Here is a 19,642-nt window from a genome sequence, read left to right as displayed (position 1 = left end):
CGCCATGACGCTGGACGAAGCCCTGGCCGCCATGCCGATCGTCGCCATCCTGCGCGGCCTCGAGCCGACCGAGGCGGTGGCGATCGGCGAGGCGGTCGTCGCCGCCGGCATTTCCATCCTGGAGGTGCCGCTCAACTCGCCCGACCCCTTCACCAGCATCGCCATGCTGGCCTCGGCCCTCAAGGGCCGGGCGCTGGTCGGCGCCGGCACGGTGCTCACGGTCGAGGCCGCCGACCGGGTGGCCGAGGCCGGCGGCGCGCTGGTGGTGTCGCCCAACACCGACCCGGCCGTGATCCGCCGCACCAAGGCCAATGGCATGCTGTCGCTGCCGGGCTTCCTGACGCCGTCGGAAGCCTTCGCCGCCCTGCAGGCCGGTGCCGACGCGCTGAAGCTGTTCCCGGCCGAGATGGCCTCGCCCGCCGTGATCCGGGCCCTGCGCGCCGTGCTGCCGAGGCAGACCCGGCTCCTGGTGGTCGGCGGCGTCTCGGCGCAGACCATCCCGCCCTATCTCGCCGCCGGAGTCGCGGGCTTCGGCATCGGCTCCGATCTCTACAAGCCGGGCCGCGACGCCGACGATGTCGGGCTGCGCGCCGCCGCCCTGGTCGCCGCCGTCAGACAGGCAAAGGAAGCCTCGCTATGATCATCGTGTTCGGCTCGATCGGCGTCGACCTGGTCACCCGGGTCGCCCATATCCCCCATCCCGGCGAGACGGTGCTGTGCGAGGGCTATATCGTCGTGCCCGGCTCGAAGGGCGCCAACCAGGCGGTGGCGGCGGCCCGGGCCGGCTCCAGCGTCGTGCACGTCGCCTCCTGCGGCAATGACGGCTTTGCCCCGCTGGCGGTCTCGACCATGAAGGAGGCCGGCGTCGACCTCACCCATATCGCCAGCATCGACCGGCCGACCGCGGTGGCGCTGATCACCGTCGACGACAAGGCGGAGAACGCCATCGTCGTCGCCTCCGGCGCCAACCGCGCCACCACGGTGGCCCAGCTCGAGCGCGTCGGCTTCGGCGCCGGCGACACGGTGGTGCTGCAGCGCGAGATCCCGGACGAGGCGACCTTCGCCGCCGTCGCCCTGGCCAAGGCGCGCGGCGCCCGGACCGTGCTGAACGTCGCGCCCGCCGGGCCGATCCCGGTGGAGACGCTGCAGGCGCTCGACATTCTGATCGTCAACGAGCACGAGGCCCTGGTCGTCGCCCGGGCCGCCGGCATCGAGGTCGCCGATCCCGAGGCGGCGGCGCAGGCCATCAACGCCCGCTTCGGCTGCTCGGCCATCGTCACGCTCGGGCCGCAGGGCGCGGTCGGCTGGGTCGACGGCGTGCGCCGCAGCGTGCCGGCGCTGGCGATCACGCCGGTCGACACGACGGCCGCCGGCGACAGCTTCACCGGCGCCTTCGCCGCGGCTCTCGATCAGGGCATGGGCTTCACCACGGCGCTGGCGCGCGGTGCCGCGGCAGGATCGCTCGCCTGCACCCGGATGGGCGCGCAGCCGAGCATCCCGACCAAGGCCGAGATCGACGCGGCCACGGCCGGCTTCGCCGCCTGAGGCGGACCCGGCGGGAACGCTTCGTTCATCCTGACCGAGGATTCCGGCGGCCGTCAGCTTTTTGGCAAGGCAGCCATGGCATGATGAGCGGGATCGTCGGATTCCGCAGGATGCGCCTCTCCACCTCGCTGCTCGTCATCGCCGCTCCGGTGGTGGCCGTCGCCTACGGTTTCCCGCACGCCTTCACGGCGATGCTGCCGGAGCCGGTCGGCTCGGCCGCGGTGCAGGCGGCGCCGAAGCCGACGGCGGCCTTCGTCCCCTCCACCTCGGCGACGGTGCGCGTCTCCGGCGGCCCCGACGGCCATTTCCGGGTCTCGGCCCGCATCGGCGCACGGCGCATCCCCTTCCTCGTCGACACCGGGGCGAGCGTGGTCGCCCTGTCCTGGGAAACCGGGCTCGATCTCGGGCTCGTCCGCTCCGATGACACCATGGATGTGACGGTGGCGACGGCCAACGGCACGGTGCAGGCGAAGGCGGTGACCATCGACCGCCTGGAGGTTGGCGAGATCGACCTCACCTCGGTCCGGGCCATCGTGCTGCCGCGCGGTGCGCTGGCCGAGAACCTGCTCGGCATGAGCTTCCTCAACCGGCTGCGCCATTTCGAGATCGCCCAGGGCATGCTGGCGCTGGAGCGCTGAACGGCGGAGCCTCGGAGCGGCACAGGCCGCTCTTGTCCGCGCCGCGCCAGCGTGATACCCGCGCCCTTGAGCACGATGAAGCGGGGTTGGAGCCGCGCTTCCGCCTGACTTCATCGTGCTCGTCATTCCAAGTCGGAGCAGAGCGATGGAACCCGCCTTGCTCCAGGGCAGCCCGGCCTCGGGCCCGAACCGGCGGCGATCCGTCGCGACAACAAGGACCTCATGACAATGGCGACCGGACCCCAGCCCACGAATGGCAACGGCGACACCCGCAAGGAGGTGCAGCAGTCCATCAACGTGCTGGCGCAGTACATCAAGGACCTCTCCTTCGAGAATCCCAACGCGCCGCGCTCGCTCGGCACCCAGCAGGGCTCGCCGCAGATCACGCTGACCGTCAACGTCAACGGCCGGCCGCTGAGCCCGACCGATTTCGAGGTCGAGCTGTCGATCGAGGGCGGGGCGGGCGAGGGCGCCGGCACGCTGTTCAAGTTCGAGCTGGTCTACGGCTCGGTGGTCCGCCTCGCCGGCATCTCGCCGGATGATGCCCATGCCGTGATCATGATCGAGGGCCCGCGGCTGATGTTCCCCTTCGCCCGCCAGATCATCGCGGACGCCACCCGCAACGGCGGCTTCCCGCCGCTGATGATCGACCCGATCGACTTCGTCGCGCTCTACCGCAACCGCATGGCCCAGCTCCAGCAGCAGCCCAGCGGCCAGGCCTGAGGGGCAGGCTCCTCTGGCGGAGCGTCGATCAGGAGGCCTCCGGCAGGTAGCGCTTCCAGATCACCTCGCCGCCGAGGCCGGCGATGAAGGCCTCGTGGGCCGCGATCTCCCCGGCCGTGAGGCGCGACGCCAGCGGCGCCGGCCGGGCACGCAGCAGATTGGCGGCGAGGGCGGTCTCGGCCGCGCCGATGACGGCGGCGGTGAGGCCGAGCGCGGTCTGGCGCCCGCCGGTGAGCTCGATATAGACCTCGGCCAGGATCTCGGCGTCGAGAAGGGCGCCGTGCTTCACGCGCTTGGAATTGTCGATGCCGTAGCGCTGGCAGAGCTCGTCCAGGGAGACGCGGGCGCCGGGATGCTTGCGCCGGGCCATGGCGAGGGTGTCGACCACCCGATCCATCGGCAGCGGCGCCTTCTTCACCCGCGCGAGCTCCGCGTTGAGGAAGCGCATGTCGAAGCCGGCATTGTGGATCACCAGCCTGGCTTCGCCGACGAAGGCGACGAACTCCTCGGCGAGACTCGCGAACAGCGGCTTGTCCTTGAGGAACTCCTCGGACAGGCCGTGAACCGCGAAGGCTTCCTGCGGCATGTCGCGTTCGGGGTTGAAATATTTGTGCCAGGTCGCGCCGGTCGGCACCCGGTCGACCATCTCGACGCAGCCGATCTCGACCAGGCGATGGCCCTCGTTGGGATCGAGCCCGGTGGTTTCGGTATCGAGAATGATCTCGCGCATCACGCTGCCTCCGCGCCCCTTGGTAGGGGAGGCGGAGCGCGGCCGGCAAGAGCCCTGACGAGGTCGTCCACTTGCGCCTGCGCCGCGGCGAAGCCGCGCGACGTGTCGATGACCGCATGGGCGCGGCAGCGCTTCTCCGCGTCGGGCAGCTGGCGGGCGAGCAGGCGCTCGAAGCGCTCGGCCGTCATGCCCGGACGGGCCAGGACGCGGGCGCGCTGCACCGCCGCCGGAGCCGAGACCACGGCCACGGCATGGCAGCGCCGCTCGCCGCCGGTCTCGAACAGCAGCGGGATGTCGAGGACCACCAGCGGCGCGGCCTGATGGGCGGCGAGGAAGGCGGCCTCGGCGGTGCGCACCAGGGGATGCACGATCGCTTCGAGCCGCCGCATCGCCACGGCGTCGCCCACCACCCGGGCGGCGAGCCGGTCGCGATCGATCCGGCCGGCCGCCGTCACGCCGGGAAAGGCGGCCTCGACCGGCGCCACCGCCGCCCCGGCATAGAGGGCGTGCACCGTCGCGTCGGCATCGTGCACCGGCACGCCGCGGCCGCGGAACATCGCCGCCGTGGCGCTCTTGCCCATGCCGATGGAGCCGGTGAGGCCGAGGATGAAGCTCATCGGTCGATCCCTTAAGCATTTTCCAACGATCCGGCACTCGGTTCGCGTAAAGAAAATGCGTAAAAACAATGAGATAGAGAGTGTGATCGATTCAACTTGAAGCGATCGCACTCTGGAGCAAAGCGCGTCTGGGCGGAAACGCTGCCTTGCTCTCACGCCCTGTTTCGACGCGTCTTGGCGCGACCGCCGGAGCGCAAGACGCTTCAGGCCCGCCCCGCGCGGTCAGGCCGTATGCGCCATGATATCGCCGAGCACGAGCGCGCGCAGCGCCGGCGTCACCGCCGGCCGCTCGCCGAACCAGCGCTCGAAGCCCGGCACCGCCTGATGCAGCAGCATGCCGAGGCCGTCGACGACGGGATGGCCGCGCCGCCGCGCCAACGCCAGCAGCGGCGTCTCGATCGGGACATAGACGATGTCGGTGACGAGCGCTCCGGCCGGCAGGGCGGCGAGGTCGAGATCGAGCGCGGGCTGGCCAGCCATGCCGAGCGAGGTGGTGTTGACCAGGCAGGCCGCCCCGTCGAGGGCGGATGCCGCCTCGTCCCAGCCGGCGGCCACGGCCCGCGGGCCGAAGCGGGCGGCGAGCTCCTCGGCGCGGGCCAGGGTGCGGTTGACGATCACCACCCGCTCCGCCCCGCGCGCCAGCAGCGCGTGGACGATCGCCCGGGCGGCGCCGCCCGCGCCCAGCACCGCCGCCTTGCCGAGCCCGCCGTCCCAGCCCGGCGCCTCCTGGTCGAGATTGGCCAGGAAGCCGGCGGCATCGGTGTTCATGCCGCGGAGCACGCCGTCCTCGAACCAGAGCGTGTTGACCGCCTCCAGCGCCATGGCGACGGGGTCGTCCACCGCTGCGAGGCGGAAGGCTGCCGCCTTGTGCGGCACGGTGACGTTGCCGCCGGCATAGCCGGCATCGGCGAGGCCGGCGACGAAGCGGTCGAAATCCTCCGGCGCCACTTCCTCGCGGCCATAGCTGCCGGCAATGCCGCGCTCGGCCAGCCAGAAGCCGTGGATCATCGGCGAGCGCGAATGCTTGACGGGATAGCCGATGACGCAGGCTCGTCTCATGTCTCGTGTTCCTGTGCGACGGCCGGGACCAAGCAGCTTCTCGTGGCTTTCGCCACGATTGATTTTGCATTTCCAATGCAAAATCAATGCTGCTCAGAGTCTTGAGTGTAAGCAGGTTTGGGAGAACCTGCTCAGTCCTCGATCAGACCTTCCTGGCGCAGCGCCGCCAGCAGCGCCAGCAGCGGCAGGCCGAGGATGGTGAAATAGTCGCCCTCGATCGCCTCGAACAGGGTGACGCCGAGATGCTCCAGCTGATAGCAGCCGACACTGGTGAGGATCGCCTCGCCGGCGCGGGCGAGATAGGCGTCGAGGAAGGCCTCGGAGAAGGTGCGCATGGTCAGATGCGCGCTGGCGACCCCAGCCCGCAGCACGGCGCCGTCGCGGGCCAGGGCGAAGCCCGAATGCAGGGTGTGGGTCCGGCCCCTGAGCCGCAGCAGCCGCGCCCGCGCCTCGAGGAGGTCGGCCGCCTTGGAGAAGCGCTCGGCGCCGAGCGCCAGGGTCTGGTCGGCGCCGATGACGAGGCAGCCCGGACAGGAGAGCGACACCGCGACCGCCTTCTCCTGCGCCAGGTTGCGCGCCACCACGTCCGGGCCGGCGCCGCTCCAGGCCGCCTCGAGACCGCGCTCGTCGACATTGGCGGGCACGATCTCGACCTCGAGGCCGGCGCCGCGCAGGAGCTCGGCCCGGATGGCCGATTTGGAAGCGAGGACGAAACGGATTTCGGCGGGATGGACCTTCGACATGGGGCCGGGCCTTCAGGTTTCGACGATCTTGGCGCGGCGGTGGTCGCGCAGCAGCCCCGAGATCGCCGCGGCGGTCTCCTCGATCGAGCGGCGGGTGACGTCGATCACCGGCCAGCCCTTGCGGGCGAACAGGCGGCGGCTCTCGGCCAGCTCCTCTGACACCGCCACGCGGTCGGTATAGGCGGTCTGGTCGTGCCGCTGGCTGAGGCTGAGCACCCGGTTCTCACGGATCTGCACGATGCGCTCGGGCGAGGCGATCAGGCCGACGATGAGGGGCCGGCGCAGCGTCTCCACTTCCGGGGGCAGCGGGATGCCCGGCACCATCGGCACATTGGCGGTCTTGATGCCGCGATTGGCGAGGTAGATCGAGGTCGGCGTCTTGGAGGTGCGCGACACCCCGATCAGCACCACGTCGGCCTCGTCGAGGTCGGTCGACTGCTGCCCGTCGTCGTGCACCATGGTGTAGTTGAGCGCGTCGATCCGGCGGAAATAATCGGCATTCAGCGTGTGCTGGGCGCCGGGGCGCACCAGGATCTCGACCCCGAGATAGGCATGGAAGAGGTGGGTGATCGGCGCCAGCACCGGCATGGACGGGCAGCCGGCCTCGCGGCAGGACTGCTCCAGGCGCGCCGCGAGCTGCTCCTCGACCAGCGTGTGCAGCACGATGCCCGGCGCCGTCTCGATCTCGGCCAGGACCTGCTCGAGCTGCCGCTCCGTGCGCACCATGGGATAGACATGCTCGAGGGCGGAGACGCCGGGATATTGCGCCGCCACGGCGCGGGCGACGGTGATCAGCGTCTCGCCGGTGGAGTCCGAGACCAGGTGCAGATGGAAGAAGCTGCGCGTCGCCATGGCCCGGCGTAGCCTGGGACGGCGCTGTGGACAAGTGGGGATGACGGGGACCGATCGGGCGCTGCCGCCCGCCCCCTGTGGACGACCCGGGATCGCCGTCCACAGGCGAAGCGCTGTGGGGCCGGATTCGGACGGACGTGGTAACAAGACTCGCAAGACTCTGATCCGACTCTGAAACGCGGCTTCGGCCCGCCCCGCCAAGCCGCTGACTCCACGGCTGGAATCGAGGCTGGGTTCGAGGCGCGCCGGGCCGGCCCCACCCTCACTTGGCGGCGGGCTCGCCGCGGACCGGCTGTGGAGGAGCTGTGGACAGCGCGTTGGCACTGCTGACGGCCCCTCAATAAGAAAGAGAAAAGAATATCTCTCTCTTTTCTTTGATTTGAGGGACGGCAGGGCCTAGAGCTTTGTCCCTGGGGCCGGCCCGGAGGGCGAAGCCTCGGCGGGCAAGCACGGGGGTGCCGTCACGGGTCCGGTCGGACCGGAGGACCGCTGGCCGGAGGAAGTCGATCCGAGATGCAAAAGCCGCTTCTTCGCGTTCTCAACGGCGAGACGCTCGCCGTTCCTCCGGTCTGGATGATGCGGCAGGCCGGCCGCTATCTGCCGGAATACCGCGAGGTGCGGGCGAAGGCAGGCAGCTTCCTGGAGCTGTGCTACACGCCCGACCTGGCGGCAGAGGTGACCCTGCAGCCGATCCGGCGCTTCGGCTTCGACGCCGCCATCCTGTTCTCCGATATCCTGGTGGTGCCGGATGCGCTCGGCCAAGCCGTGCGTTTCGAGGAGGGCGAGGGGCCGCGGCTCAACCCGATCCCGGACGCGCGCGGCCTGCGGCGCCTGCACGAGCGCATCGACCTCGACCGGCTCGGGCCGGTGTTCGAGACCATCCGCCGGGTCAAGGGCGAGCTGCCCGGCGACGTGGCGCTGCTCGGCTTCTGCGGCGCGCCCTGGACCGTGGCGACCTACATGGTCGCCGGCAGGGGCACGCCGGACCAGGCGCCGGCCCGGCTCTGGGCCTATCGCGATCCCGACGGGTTCGAAGAGCTGATCGATCGTCTGGTGGACGCCTCCTGCGCCTATCTCGGCGCGCAGATCGAGGCGGGCGTCGATGCCGTGCAGATCTTCGACAGCTGGGCCGGGACGCTGGCGCCGGACGAGTTCCGCCGCTGGGCCATGGACCCGGTCGCCCGGATCGTCGCCTATCTCCGGGAGCATCATCCGCAGGCCGGGATCATCGGCTTTCCCCGCGGTGCCGGAACCTTGTACGAGACCTATGCCCGCCATGTCGGCGTCGACGCGATCGGGCTGGACTGGTCGGTGGACTGGGCCTGGGCAGGACAGGTCCTGCAGCCGGTGAAGCCGGTGCAGGGCAATCTCGACCCGCTGGTGCTGGTGGCCGGGGGCCCCGCGCTCGACGCGGCCGTCGACGGCATCCTGGCCGGGCTCGGCAAGGGGCCGTTGATTTTCAACCTCGGCCACGGCATCACGCCTGAGACGCCGATCGCCCATGTGGAACGCATGCTGGCCCGGGTTCGCAAGGCACGGTAGGAGCATCCGATGGAGTATGGCAGCCCCGGCTACGACTGGCTCAAGGCGGCGCATATCATCGCCGTGATCGCCTGGATGGCGGGCATGCTCTACCTGCCGCGCCTGTTCGTCTACCACGCCGACACGGTGCCGGGCTCGGTGCAGAGCGAGACCTTCAAGGTGATGGAACGGCGCCTGCTCAAGGCGATCATCACCCCGGCGATGATCGCCACCTGGATCCTCGGGCTGCTGCTGGCCTGGAAATCGGGCTTCTATGCCGCGCCCTGGCTGCACGCCAAATTCGCGCTGGTGCTGGTGCTCAGCGGCTTGCACGGCTTCTTCGCCCGCACCGTCCGGTCCTTCGCCGAGGATCGCAACCAGCGTCCGGCGCGGTTCTATCGCATCCTCAACGAGGTGCCGACGCTGGTGATGATCCTGATCGTCATCCTGGTGGTGGTGAAGCCGTTCTGAGCGACCGCCGTCACGGGCGCTGCTCGGCGTTGCATTGCAAAAAGTTTAACTTCCGACCGCTTGCGGCGGGCGCGCCGCGGCTGTATAGAGGCGCAATCCTACCCATTCCAGGCAGGTGCTTTCGGGTGCTGGTCACTGATCCGCCTGGGCGCCAACGCAGGGCGCTCACCGCTCCGCGCACTTGTCCTGCCCTTTCCCCACTGCATTAGACCGCGTCCCCTTCCAGCCGTCGCGGTCCGAAATTCTATCCCCCACCAAGGACTCCCGATGCGGGACATCAAACTTCAGGATCTCAAGTCCAAGACTCCGATCGAAATGCTCGCCTTCGCCGAAGAGCTCGAGGTCGAGAACGCCTCCTCCATGCGCAAGCAGGAGCTGATGTTCGCGGTGCTCAAGCAGCTCGCCAGCCGCGAGGTCGAGATCGTCGGCGAGGGCGTCGTCGAGGTTCTGCAGGACGGCTTCGCCTTCCTGCGCTCTCCCGACGCCAATTATCTGCCCGGCCCTGACGACATCTATGTGTCGCCTTCGCAGATCCGCAAATTCGGCCTGCGCACCGGCGACACGGTCGAAGGCATCATCCGCAGCCCGAAGGACGGCGAGCGCTATTTCGCCCTGCTCAAGGTCAACACGATCAACTTCGAGGACCCGGAAAAGGCCAAGCACAAGGTCAATTTCGACAATCTCACGCCGCTCTACCCCAATCGCCGCCTGAAGCTGGAGATCGGCGAGCAGGGCAAGAAGGACTATTCGGCCCGCGTCATCGACGTCGTCGCGCCGATCGGCATGGGCCAGCGCGCCCTGATCGTGGCGCCGCCGCGCACCGGCAAGACGGTGCTCCTGCAGAACATCGCCCAGTCGATCACCGCCAACCACCCGGAATGCTACCTCATCGTGCTGCTCATCGACGAGCGGCCGGAGGAAGTCACCGACATGCAGCGCTCCGTGAAGGGCGAGGTGGTGTCCTCCACCTTCGACGAGCCGGCGGCGCGTCACGTCCAGGTCTCGGAAATGGTGATCGAGAAGGCCAAGCGCCTGGTCGAGCACGGCCGCGACGTGGTCATCCTGCTCGATTCGATCACCCGCCTCGGCCGCGCCTACAACACCGTGGTGCCGTCCTCCGGCAAGGTGCTGACCGGCGGCGTCGATGCCAACGCCCTGCAGCGGCCGAAGCGCTTCTTCGGCGCGGCCCGCAACATCGAGGAGGGCGGCTCGCTGACCATCATCGCGACCGCGCTGATCGACACCGGCTCGCGCATGGACGAAGTGATCTTCGAAGAGTTCAAGGGCACCGGCAATTCCGAAATCATCCTCGACCGCAAGGTCTCGGACAAGCGCGTGTTCCCGGCGATCGACATCACCCGGTCCGGCACCCGCAAGGAGGAGCTGCTGGTGGCGCCCGACATCCTCAAGAAGATGTATGTGCTGCGCCGCATCCTCAATCCGATGGGCACGGTCGACGCCATCGAGTTCCTGCTCGACAAGCTGCGCCAGACGAAGGTCAACGCCGACTTCTTCGACTCGATGAACACGTGAGGACCGCCTGCGGGCCCGGTTCGACCGGGCCCGCAATCTGTTTCACGTGAATCAGGCGCGCATCGCCCGGACGGCGGGCGCGATCTCGTCAGCCCGGCGCAGCGGCAGCGAGCAGCGCATGCCGGCGCAGACGAAGGCGGCGGGGCCATCGGCCGCCATGGCCCGGGCGGGATGGCCGGCAGGCAAGTCCTCCGGCGCCCCCACCCGCAGCACGGTGCGGATCGGGAAGGGCGCGGCCAGCGCCGCGGCGTGGAGAGGCCCGGCATCGGCGCCCGTCACCACGATCTCGGCGCCGGCGAGGCGAAGGTCCAGGGCGTTGAGCAGCGAGGCATGGCCGAAGACATTGGCCTCCACTTGCGGCGCCAGGCCGATGAGCAAGCGGTCGGCGCGCTCGCGCCAGCGCTCCTCTCCGGTGAGCGCTGCCAGACGCACCAGGTTCTCGGCCATCACCCCGTTGGCGTTGGGCGTCGCCTCGTCGAGGGCGGACCGAGGCCGCAGCACCAGGGCGGTCGCGTCGGAGGCGGTGAGGAAGTAGCCGCCGGACTCCGGATCGGCGTAGAAGATCTCGAGCGTATCGCTCCAGGCCGCGGCCTGGGCCAGAAAAGCCTGCTCGCCGGTGATCTCGGCCAGGACCAGGGCCGCCCGCACCATGTCGGCATAGTCGGAGGCGAGGCCCGGCAGCAGAAGCCGGCCGGCGCGCCAGGAATGGCCGAGGCGACCCTCCCGTGTCATCGATTCGACGACGAAACGGTAGGCGCCCATCGCCAGGGCGAGCCAGTCCTCACGGTCGAAATGGCGGCCGGCGCGAGCCACGGCGGCGATCATCAGCCCGTTCCAGTCGGCGAGGACCTTGTCGTCGCGCGCCGGCGGGATGCGTTCGAGCCGCCGGTCCAGAAGGCGCCGGCGCAGGCCCCGCCATCGGTCGGCGCCGGCGGTATCGAGCGGCGGGGTCTCCAGCCGGTTCGGGATCGAGACGCCCTCCCAATTGCCCGCCGCAGCGATGTCGAAATGCCGGCAGGCCCAGGCGGCATCCCCGGGACCGAGCACGGCCTCGACCTCGGCCGGCGTCCAGACATAGTAGCGCCCTTCGTGGCCTTCGGAATCGGCGTCGAGCGAGGCGGCGAAGGCTCGGCCGTCGCCGGCCATCATCTCCCGCTGCAGCCAGCCGACGGTCTCCGCGGCCGCATCGGCGTAGAGACGATCGCCGGTGGCAGCGGCGGCGAGGGTGAGGAGCTCCAGGAGCTGGGCGTTGTCGTAGAGCATCTTCTCGAAATGCGGCACGAGCCAACGCTCGTCGACGGCATAGCGGGCAAAGCCGCCGCCGACATGGTCGCGGATGCCGCCGAGGCAGATGCGCTCCAGCGTGCGCAGCACGGCGCCGGTGAGATCCGGGTTGTCGAGCCGCAGGCCGCCGCGCCAGACGAGCTCGAGGAAGGAGGCGTTCGGGAATTTCGGCGCGCCGCGTGGCCCGCCATGGACGGGGTCGATCAACCCGGCCAGACGCAGCGCGACCTGGTTGAGCTCGGCCCGGCCGAGGCCGGCGTTGCCGCGCCGAGGCGGGCGGGCGAGGTGCGCCATCAGCGCCGCCCGGTTCTGCTCGATGCGCGCCCGATCGTCGCGGAACACGGCGGCGACGGAGCGCAGCACGTCGGCAAAGCCCGGCCGGCCGTAGCGCGGTTCGGGCGGGAAATAGGTGCCGCCCCAGACCGGCTCGCCGTCGGAGGTCAGGAACATGGTCAGCGGCCAGCCGCCCGGCTGGTCGAGCGCCTGCAAGGCAGCCATGTAGATCTGATCGACGTCCGGCCGTTCCTCGCGATCGACCTTGATGTTCACGAAAAGCTCGTTCATCACCGCGGCGATCGCGGGATTCTCGAAGCTCTCATGCGCCATGACGTGGCACCAGTGACAGGCGGCATAGCCGATCGACAGCAGGATCGGCTTGCCGGCGGCGCGCGCCTCCTGCAGCGCCGCCTCGCCCCAGGAGCGCCAGTGCACGGGATTGTCCTTGTGCTGGAGCAGGTAGGGGCTGGTCTCCCCGTCGAGGAGATTGTGCGCGGGCAGGGCGGGCATGACGCGGCCTTCCGTCGTTCGCCGAGGACATGGGGCTGCCGGCGCGATGCCGGCGCCCGGCTCCCGCCCCGCATGTTTCACGGGAAACATAGGGCGGCGTCCGGCGCAGCGACAGGGGGCGGGCGATGACGGCGACGATCGCGGCCCTGTCCTCCGGCGCCGGCAAGGCCGGGGTCGCGGTGGTGCGCCTGTCCGGCCCGGCGGTCGGCGCGGCGCTCCGGCAGATCGCCGGCGGCGCGCCGACGCCGCGCATGGCTGCGCTCCGACGGTTGCGTGGCGCTGCCGGCGAGGAGATCGATCGGGCGCTGGTGCTGTTCCTGCCGGGCCCCGCGAGCTTTACCGGCGAGGACGTGGCCGAGTTCCACGTGCATGGCGGCCGGGCGGTGATCGCGGCCCTGATCGACACGCTGACCGCCATCCCCGGCATTCGCCTGGCCGAGCCCGGCGAATTCACCCGCCGGGCCGTGGAGAACGGCAAGCTCGACCTCACCGCCGCCGAGGGTATCGCCGACCTCGTCGAGGCGGAGACGGCCGGCCAGCGCCGGCAGGCGTTGCGGCAGGCGGGCGGCGCGCTGGAGCGGGCGGCATCCGCCTGGCGCGCCGAGCTGACCCGGGCCCTGGCGCTGCTCGAGGCGGAGATCGACTTTCCCGATGAGGAGGACGTGCCGGCACTATTTGCCGTCGCCACGGCGACGGCGACACGGCTGGTCGGCGAGGTCGAGGCCGCCCTGGCGGGGGCGGCGCGCGGCGAGCGCTTGCGCGAGGGGGCTCGCATCGTCATCGCCGGCCCGCCCAATGCCGGCAAGTCGACCCTGCTCAATGCCCTGGCGCGGCGGGACGTGGCGATCGTTTCGGCGATTCCCGGCACGACGCGCGATACCATCGAGGTGCATCTCGACCTCGACGGCTATCCCGCCACGCTGATCGACACCGCCGGGCTGCGTCAGACCGAGGATCCGGTCGAGGCGATCGGGGTGGCGCGGGCGCTCGACCGTGCCGGCTCGGCCGATCTGGTGGTCTGGCTCTCGCCCGCCGATGCGCCCGCCGATCCGCCGGACCTCGCCGTGCCGCTGCTGCGGGTGGCGACCAAGCGCGACCGGATCGATTCGCCGCCGCAACGATGCGATCTCGCCATCTCCGCTCTGACCGGCGCAGGTCTCGAGACGCTGACCGACCGGCTCGCGCAGGCGGCACGGGCGGCGCTGGAGGGCGGGGAGGCGGCGCTGGTGACACGGGCGCGGCACCGGCGCGAACTGGAGGCGATGGCGGTCCATCTCGGCCGCGTCGCCGCCGCCGATGCGGCGACGCCGGTGGAGTTCGCAGCCGAGGACCTGCGCCTGGCGGTGCGCGCCATCGGGCGGCTGACCGGGAGCGTCGACATCGACGAAATCTACGACGTCATCTTCCGGCAGTTCTGCATCGGCAAGTGAGCGGACGGCGCTTTGACGCCATGGGCGGCAGGCTGTACAAGCACCGCCTCTTCAGGATCGAGGCATGATGGAGCGGGACTTCGACGTCATCGTCGTCGGCGGCGGGCATGCGGGCTGCGAGGCGGCCGCAGCGGCGGCACGGCTCGGCGCACGCACGGCGCTCATCACCCATCGCTCCGCCACGATCGGGGCGATGTCCTGCAACCCCGCGATCGGCGGGCTCGGCAAGGGCCATCTCGTGCGCGAGATCGACGCGCTCGACGGATTGATGGGTCGGGTCGCCGATGCCGGCGGCATCCAGTTCCGGGTGCTGAACCGGCGCAAGGGCCCGGCGGTGCGCGGCCCGCGCGCCCAGGCCGATCGCAAGCTCTATGCCGCGGCGATGCAGGCCGCCATCCGCGAGCAGGATGGGCTGGTGGTGGTCGAGGCCGAGGCCGACGACATCGAGGTGCGCGACGGCCGCGTCGCCGCGGTTCTCGCCCGCGACGGCCGGCGCTTCGGCTGCGGCGCCGTGGTGCTCACGACAGGCACGTTCCTGCGCGGCGTCATCCATGTCGGCGAGGTGAAGACCCCGGCCGGGCGAATCGGAGAGGCGCCGGCGCTCGGCTTGTCCGCGACGCTGGAGCGGCTCGGCTTCGCCCTCGGCCGGCTCAAGACCGGCACGCCGGCCCGGCTCGACGGCACGACCATCGACTGGGCCTCCCTTGAGATGCAGCCGGGCGACGAGCCGCCCGAGCCGTTCTCGACGTTGACGGACGTGCTGCCCAACCCGCAGGTCGCCTGCGGTATGACCAGGACGACCAGGGCGACCCATGCGGTCATCCGGCAGAACATCCACCGGGCGCCGATCTATTCCGGGCAGATCGAGAGCCGCGGCCCGCGCTACTGCCCTTCCATCGAGGACAAGGTGGTGCGGTTCGGCGACCGGGAGGGCCACCAGGTCTTCCTGGAGCCGGAGGGCCTGGACGACGACACCGTCTATCCCAACGGCATCTCGACCTCGCTGCCGGCCGAGGTGCAGGCGGCGATGATCGCCACCATACCCGGGCTGGAGCGGACGCGGATCCTGCGTCCCGGCTATGCCGTGGAGTATGACCATGTCGACCCGCGCGAATTGTTCGCCACGCTTGAGACCAAGCGGCTCGTCGGCCTGTTCCTGGCCGGCCAGATCAACGGCACGACCGGCTATGAGGAGGCGGCGGGCCAGGGCCTGGTGGCCGGGCTCAACGCGGCGCGGCGGGCCGGCGGCGGGGAGGGCGTCGGCTTCGGGCGCGACACCGCCTATCTCAGCGTGATGCTGGACGATCTGGTGACGCGCGGGGTGAGCGAGCCCTACCGCATGTTCACCTCCCGGGCGGAGTATCGGTTGACCCTGCGGGCCGACAATGCCGACCGGCGCCTGACCGGGCGCGGCCTGGAGCTCGGCCTGGTCGGAGCGCGGCGGCGCGAGGCCTGGGTCGCCAAGCGCGCGGCGCTGGAGCAGGCCACGGCGCTGGCGAAGGCGGTGTCGCTGACGCCGAACGAGGCCGAAGCCGTCGGCATCCGCGTCAACCGCGACGGCGTTCGGCGTTCGGCTTTCGACCTCATGGCCTATCCCGACGTGACTGCCGCCGATGTCGTCCGCATCTGGCCGGAGGCCGCGGCCTACCCGGCGGCGGTGCTGGAGCAGGTCGAGATCGACGCCAAATACGCCGTCTACATGGAGCGGCAGCGGGCCGACATCGCCGCCTTCCGACGCGACGAGGACGTGGCGCTGCCGGCGGATTTCGATTTCCTCGGCGTGGCCGGCCTGTCGAACGAGAGCCGCGAGAAGCTGCAATCGATTCGGCCCCGTACCATCGGCCAGGCCGGCCGCATCGACGGCATCACCCCGGCGGCGATCACCCTGCTGCTGGCCACCTTGCGCAAGCGCGGTGCCCTGAAGGCGGTGGGCTGAAAGGACGCCAAGGCGCGGGCGAGACGCATTGATGGAAAGCGCTCGACGTCGGCATTTCCCCTCCCTCTTGCGGGGAGGGGTGAGGGGCTGAGGGTCGTGACGCTTGCCTCGACGGAGCGAGAATCGAGTGCGGCGCTCTTGGACCTGCGTCGCACGCTATCTTGACGGACCCCCACCCCTTACCCCTCCCCGCAAGGGGGAGGGGAGCGGCTGGCGTCGCGTTTTAATCTATTTGCGGCCGCTCGATTCGCCAGCGAAACGGTTTCGTCCCGCAAGCAAGGTTGCGCGAATCCCCGCATTGACTCATGGTCCGGCGCATGGCGGCAGCAGGACATCGGGTGGTGGCGGGCGAGCGCGAGGGCGTGCTGCGGGAGCTCGGTGTTTCACGTGAAACGGCTGCGGCCCTCGACGCCTATGCCGAGCTGCTGACGCGCTGGCAGGCGGTCAAGAATCTGGTGGCGCCCTCGACGCTGGCGGCGCTCTGGCGCCGGCACATCCTGGACAGCGGCCAGCTCCTGCCCCATGTCGGGCCGGCCCGGGCGCTGGCCGATTTCGGCAGCGGCGCCGGCTTTCCCGGCCTGGTGCTGGCCGTGCTGATGGCCGGCCGGCCCGGCGTGCAGGTCCATCTGGTCGAGAGCAACAACCGCAAGGCCGCCTTCCTGCGCGAGGCGATTCGCGTCACCGGAGCGCCGGCCGAGGTGCATGCCGTGCGGATCGAGGATTTCGTCGCCCGCCCCCCGGCGACAATGGACCTCGTCACCGCCCGCGCCCTGGCGCCGCTCTCCGATCTTCTCGGTCTCAGCGAAGGCCTGTTGAAAACAGGGGCTCGGGCCCTGTTCCTCAAGGGTCAAGATGTAGAGCAGGAATTGACCGAGGCCGCTAAATCTTGGAGAATCCAGGCCACGTTGATCCCGAGCATCACCGATCCCGCTGGCCGCATCGTGCATGTCGCCGCGGCGGAACGGCATTCCGCTCCTGACAGATGATACCGGATGGATCCCATGAGCCAGCCCCGCGTTCTCGCCCTCGCCAACCAGAAGGGCGGCGTCGGCAAGACCACCACCGCCATCAATCTCGGGACAGCGCTCGCCGCCATCGGCGAGGATGTGCTGATCGTCGACCTCGACCCGCAGGGCAATGCCTCGACGGGCTTCGGCATCGGCCACAAGCAGCGCGTGCACTCGACCTATGAAGTGATGGTCGGGGACTGCGACCTGCGCACCACGGTGGTGGAGACGGCTGTGCCGCGTCTGCACATCGCGCCGTCGACCCTGGATCTGCTCGGCGTCGAGCTGGAGATCGCCGGGGAGCGCGACCGCACCTTCAAGCTGCGCAAGGCGATCCAGGCGCTCGCCGCCAGCCAGGGCGTGGCCTACAGCTATATCCTGGTCGACTGTCCGCCTTCGCTCAACCTCCTGACCATCAACGCCATGGCGGCGGCCGACGCGATCCTGGTGCCGTTGCAGTGCGAGTTCTTCGCGCTGGAAGGCCTGTCGCAATTGCTGAAGACGGTGGAGCAGGTGCGGGTGACGCTCAACCCCGGCCTCAGCATCCACGGCATCGTGCTGACCATGTACGATGCGCGCAACAACCTGTCCGGGCAGGTGGTGGCCGACGTGCGCCAGTTCATGGGCGACAAGGTCTACCAGACCATCATCCCGCGCAACGTGCGGGTCTCGGAGGCGCCGTCCTACGGCAAGCCGGCGCTGCTCTACGATCTGAAATGTCCGGGCAGCCAGGCCTATGTGCGGCTCGCCTCGGAGATCATCCAGCGCGAGAAGAGCCTGCGCGCAGCGTGAGTCGAGGAATGACAGTGATGATGGCGGAAGAGAAGATCCGTCCGCGCCTCGGGCGCGGGTTGGCGGCCCTGATCGGCGATGCGGGCGAGGAAAGTTCGGCGATCGAGCGGGCGCGCGGCCAGCGCCGCCTGCCGGTGTCGTTCCTGCGGCCGAATCCCAAGAACCCGCGCCTGCGCTTTGCCGAGGAGGACCTGGAGGACCTCGCTTCCTCGATCCGCGAGAAGGGCGTGATCCAGCCGATCCTGGTGCGCTCGGTTGTCGGCGCCATGGACAGCTACGAGATCATCGCCGGCGAGCGGCGCTGGCGGGCGGCCCAGCGCGCCGGCCTGCACGACGTGCCGGTGACCCTGGTCGAAGCCTCCGACCGCGAGGCGCTCGAGCTGGCGATCATCGAGAATGTCCAGCGCGAGGACCTCAACGCCATGGAGGAGGCGGCCGGCTACGACCGGCTGATCGCCGAGTTCTCCTACACCCAGAACGACCTCGCCAAGGTGATCGGCAAGAGCCGCAGCCATGTCGCCAACACGCTGCGCCTCCTGAAGCTGCCGGACGCGGTCAAGTCGTCGGTGATCAGCGGCGAGCTCACCGCCGGCCATGCCCGGGCCCTCCTGTCCGTGGCCGAGCCGGAGAAGGTGGCCAGGGAGATCGCGGCCCGCGGCCTTACGGTCCGCGACGCGGAGGCGATCGTGCAGGCCGAGGCCGCGGAAGCCGGGCGCCCGGCCAAGGCGCGGCCGCGCATCGACAAGGATGCGGACACGCTGGCGCTGGAGAAGGCGTTGTCGGATGCGCTCGGCCTCAAGGTGACGCTCGACCATCGCGGCGACGGCGGGGAATTGCGCATCCGCTACGCCACCCTGGAGCAGCTGGACGAGCTGGCGCGTCGGTTGCGGGCCTGATCGGACCGATGCGCTTCAAGGTCACCACCTGGAACATCAACTCCGTGCGCCTGCGCATGGGGCTGGTGGAAAAATTCGTCGCGGCGCATGAACCCGACGTGCTCTGCCTGCAGGAGACCAAGGTCGAGGACGGGAAGTTCCCGCTCTCGGACGTGCGTGCGATGGGCTTCACCCACATCGCCTTCAACGGGCAGAAGGGCTATCACGGCGTCGCCATCTTCTCGAAGCTGCCCTTCGACATGGTGGAGAAGAAGGATTTCTGCGCCAAGGGCGATGCGCGCCACGTGTCGATCCGATTCGGCGCCGAAACAGGCCTGCTGGCCGGCACCACGGTGCACAACCTCTATATCCCCGCCGGCGGCGACATTCCCGACCCGGCGCTGAACGACAAGTTCGCCCACAAGCTCGCCTTCCTGGAAGAGCTCGACGCCTGGTTCCGCAGCGGCTTTCCCGGCGAGGACCGGGCGATCCTGGTGGGAGATCTCAACATCGCGCCGTTGGAGCAGGATGTCTGGAGCCACAAGCAGCTGCTCGACGTCGTCTCCCACACGCCGGTCGAGACCGAGGCGATGCAGCGGATGATGGCCGCCGGGCGCTGGGTCGACGTCATGCGTCGATTCGTTCCCGATACGGAAAAGCTCTACACGTGGTGGAGCTATCGCGCGGCCGACTGGGTCGCGGCCAACAAGGGCCGCCGCCTCGACCATGTCTGGGCCAGCCCGGCCATCGCCGGGGCGGCGCGATCGATGGCGGTGCTGGCCGAGGCGCGCGGCTGGGACAGGCCCTCGGACCATGCGCCGGTGACCGTCGCCTTCGATCTGGGCTGAGCCGTTAACCCCACGACCGTTGCGCGAACGAAGCGCCGACGAATCGGCGAAAGGCCGGGGTTCGCGCTCTGATCCCGGCCGGGCAGGCCGCGTCCGGGCACGTGGCGCGGGATGACGGCAGGCCCTGTGTTGGCGCGGGGGAGGTCGGCCTTAACCTCTCGTCTCGCTCCGGGACGAAGCGGCATGCCGGCGACGTCGCGGCCGGCGCACCCTGGAGACTGGCCCTCTGCGCCGATCGGCGGGCCGGCCCGC

Annotated in this window: 19 protein-coding genes; 13 read left to right on the top strand and 6 right to left on the bottom strand. The window is 70.1% G+C overall.

The features are described 5' to 3' along the window. Positions 1-4 precede the first annotated feature (4 nt). From QO011_RS05340 to secB, 4 genes are all read left to right on the top strand, one after another. Positions 5-640, top strand: coding sequence for a 2-dehydro-3-deoxy-6-phosphogalactonate aldolase (locus QO011_RS05340; protein ID WP_307268627.1), 636 nt, complete (start codon positions 5-7; stop codon positions 638-640). After that, positions 637-1,545, top strand: a complete 909-nt coding sequence (locus QO011_RS05335) for a ribokinase (protein ID WP_307268625.1) — start codon at positions 637-639, stop codon at positions 1,543-1,545. The genes QO011_RS05340 and QO011_RS05335 overlap by 4 nt, the downstream gene beginning before the upstream one ends. A gap of 80 nt (positions 1,546-1,625) precedes the next feature. After that, complete coding sequence (locus tag QO011_RS05330; protein WP_307268622.1) at positions 1,626-2,183, top strand: TIGR02281 family clan AA aspartic protease; 558 nt, start codon at positions 1,626-1,628, stop codon at positions 2,181-2,183. A gap of 228 nt (positions 2,184-2,411) precedes the next feature. Further along, positions 2,412-2,906, top strand: coding sequence for a protein-export chaperone SecB (gene secB, locus QO011_RS05325; RefSeq protein ID WP_307268620.1), 495 nt, complete (start codon positions 2,412-2,414; stop codon positions 2,904-2,906). Between the two features lie 28 nt (positions 2,907-2,934). On the opposite strand, the gene dnaQ is transcribed toward secB, so the two are convergent. The 5 genes from dnaQ to QO011_RS05300 form a co-directional block, all read right to left on the bottom strand. After that, positions 2,935-3,636 (bottom strand): DNA polymerase III subunit epsilon, encoded by a 702-nt coding sequence (gene dnaQ / locus QO011_RS05320; protein WP_307268617.1) that lies wholly within the window; start codon positions 3,634-3,636, stop codon positions 2,935-2,937. Continuing rightward, a complete protein-coding gene (gene coaE, locus QO011_RS05315; protein WP_307268614.1) occupies positions 3,636-4,253 on the bottom strand; it encodes a dephospho-CoA kinase in 618 nt (205 codons plus the stop codon). Before coaE ends, dnaQ begins: the two co-directional genes overlap by 1 nt. Positions 4,254-4,475: 222 nt before the next feature. Further along, positions 4,476-5,312, bottom strand: a complete 837-nt coding sequence (locus tag QO011_RS05310) for a shikimate dehydrogenase (protein ID WP_307268612.1) — start codon at positions 5,310-5,312, stop codon at positions 4,476-4,478. A gap of 131 nt (positions 5,313-5,443) precedes the next feature. Beyond that, on the bottom strand, positions 5,444-6,055 hold the full coding sequence (locus QO011_RS05305) for a Maf family protein (protein WP_307268610.1): 612 nt from the start codon (positions 6,053-6,055) through the stop codon (positions 5,444-5,446). Positions 6,056-6,067: 12 nt separating this feature from the next. After that, positions 6,068-6,907: a pyruvate, water dikinase regulatory protein gene (locus tag QO011_RS05300; protein WP_307268607.1), complete on the bottom strand. Its 840-nt coding sequence runs from the start codon at positions 6,905-6,907 to the stop codon at positions 6,068-6,070. Positions 6,908-7,420: 513 nt separating this feature from the next. Between QO011_RS05300 and hemE the strand changes: the two genes are divergently transcribed. From hemE to rho, 3 genes are all read left to right on the top strand, one after another. Continuing rightward, positions 7,421-8,449, top strand: a complete 1,029-nt coding sequence (gene hemE / locus QO011_RS05295; RefSeq protein ID WP_307268603.1) for a uroporphyrinogen decarboxylase — start codon at positions 7,421-7,423, stop codon at positions 8,447-8,449. A gap of 9 nt (positions 8,450-8,458) precedes the next feature. Then, positions 8,459-8,899: a protoporphyrinogen oxidase HemJ gene (gene hemJ / locus QO011_RS05290; RefSeq protein WP_307268600.1), complete on the top strand. Its 441-nt coding sequence runs from the start codon at positions 8,459-8,461 to the stop codon at positions 8,897-8,899. A 267-nt stretch (positions 8,900-9,166) separates the two neighbouring features. Further along, the gene (gene rho / locus QO011_RS05285) at positions 9,167-10,432 is read left to right on the top strand and encodes a transcription termination factor Rho (RefSeq protein ID WP_307268598.1); all 1,266 of its coding nucleotides are present in this window, start codon (positions 9,167-9,169) and stop codon (positions 10,430-10,432) included. 51 nt (positions 10,433-10,483) lie between these two features. Here rho and QO011_RS05280 read toward each other — a convergent pair whose 3' ends face one another. Beyond that, positions 10,484-12,502 (bottom strand): thioredoxin domain-containing protein, encoded by a 2,019-nt coding sequence (locus QO011_RS05280; protein ID WP_307268597.1) that lies wholly within the window; start codon positions 12,500-12,502, stop codon positions 10,484-10,486. 125 nt (positions 12,503-12,627) lie between these two features. Between QO011_RS05280 and mnmE the strand changes: the two genes are divergently transcribed. From mnmE to xth, 6 genes are all read left to right on the top strand, one after another. Continuing rightward, positions 12,628-13,932: a tRNA uridine-5-carboxymethylaminomethyl(34) synthesis GTPase MnmE gene (gene mnmE, locus QO011_RS05275; RefSeq protein WP_307268595.1), complete on the top strand. Its 1,305-nt coding sequence runs from the start codon at positions 12,628-12,630 to the stop codon at positions 13,930-13,932. A gap of 67 nt (positions 13,933-13,999) precedes the next feature. Next, positions 14,000-15,868 carry a tRNA uridine-5-carboxymethylaminomethyl(34) synthesis enzyme MnmG gene (gene mnmG / locus QO011_RS05270; protein WP_307269253.1) on the top strand — a complete coding sequence of 623 codons (1,869 nt, stop codon included), beginning with the start codon at positions 14,000-14,002 and terminating at the stop codon, positions 15,866-15,868. 317 nt (positions 15,869-16,185) lie between these two features. After that, positions 16,186-16,854: a 16S rRNA (guanine(527)-N(7))-methyltransferase RsmG gene (gene rsmG, locus QO011_RS05265; protein ID WP_307268593.1), complete on the top strand. Its 669-nt coding sequence runs from the start codon at positions 16,186-16,188 to the stop codon at positions 16,852-16,854. Between the two features lie 6 nt (positions 16,855-16,860). Next, positions 16,861-17,667 carry a ParA family protein gene (locus QO011_RS05260; protein ID WP_370881901.1) on the top strand — a complete coding sequence of 269 codons (807 nt, stop codon included), beginning with the start codon at positions 16,861-16,863 and terminating at the stop codon, positions 17,665-17,667. 20 nt (positions 17,668-17,687) lie between these two features. Beyond that, positions 17,688-18,563: a ParB/RepB/Spo0J family partition protein gene (locus QO011_RS05255; protein WP_307269251.1), complete on the top strand. Its 876-nt coding sequence runs from the start codon at positions 17,688-17,690 to the stop codon at positions 18,561-18,563. An 8-nt stretch (positions 18,564-18,571) separates the two neighbouring features. Beyond that, positions 18,572-19,390, top strand: a complete 819-nt coding sequence (xth, locus tag QO011_RS05250; RefSeq protein WP_307268586.1) for an exodeoxyribonuclease III — start codon at positions 18,572-18,574, stop codon at positions 19,388-19,390. The last annotated feature ends 252 nt before the right edge of the window (positions 19,391-19,642 follow it).

The organism is Labrys wisconsinensis, assembly GCF_030814995.1.
In the GTDB taxonomy this organism is placed as follows: domain Bacteria; phylum Pseudomonadota; class Alphaproteobacteria; order Rhizobiales; family Labraceae; genus Labrys; species Labrys wisconsinensis.
This window is presented reverse-complemented; position numbering and strand designations above follow the sequence as displayed.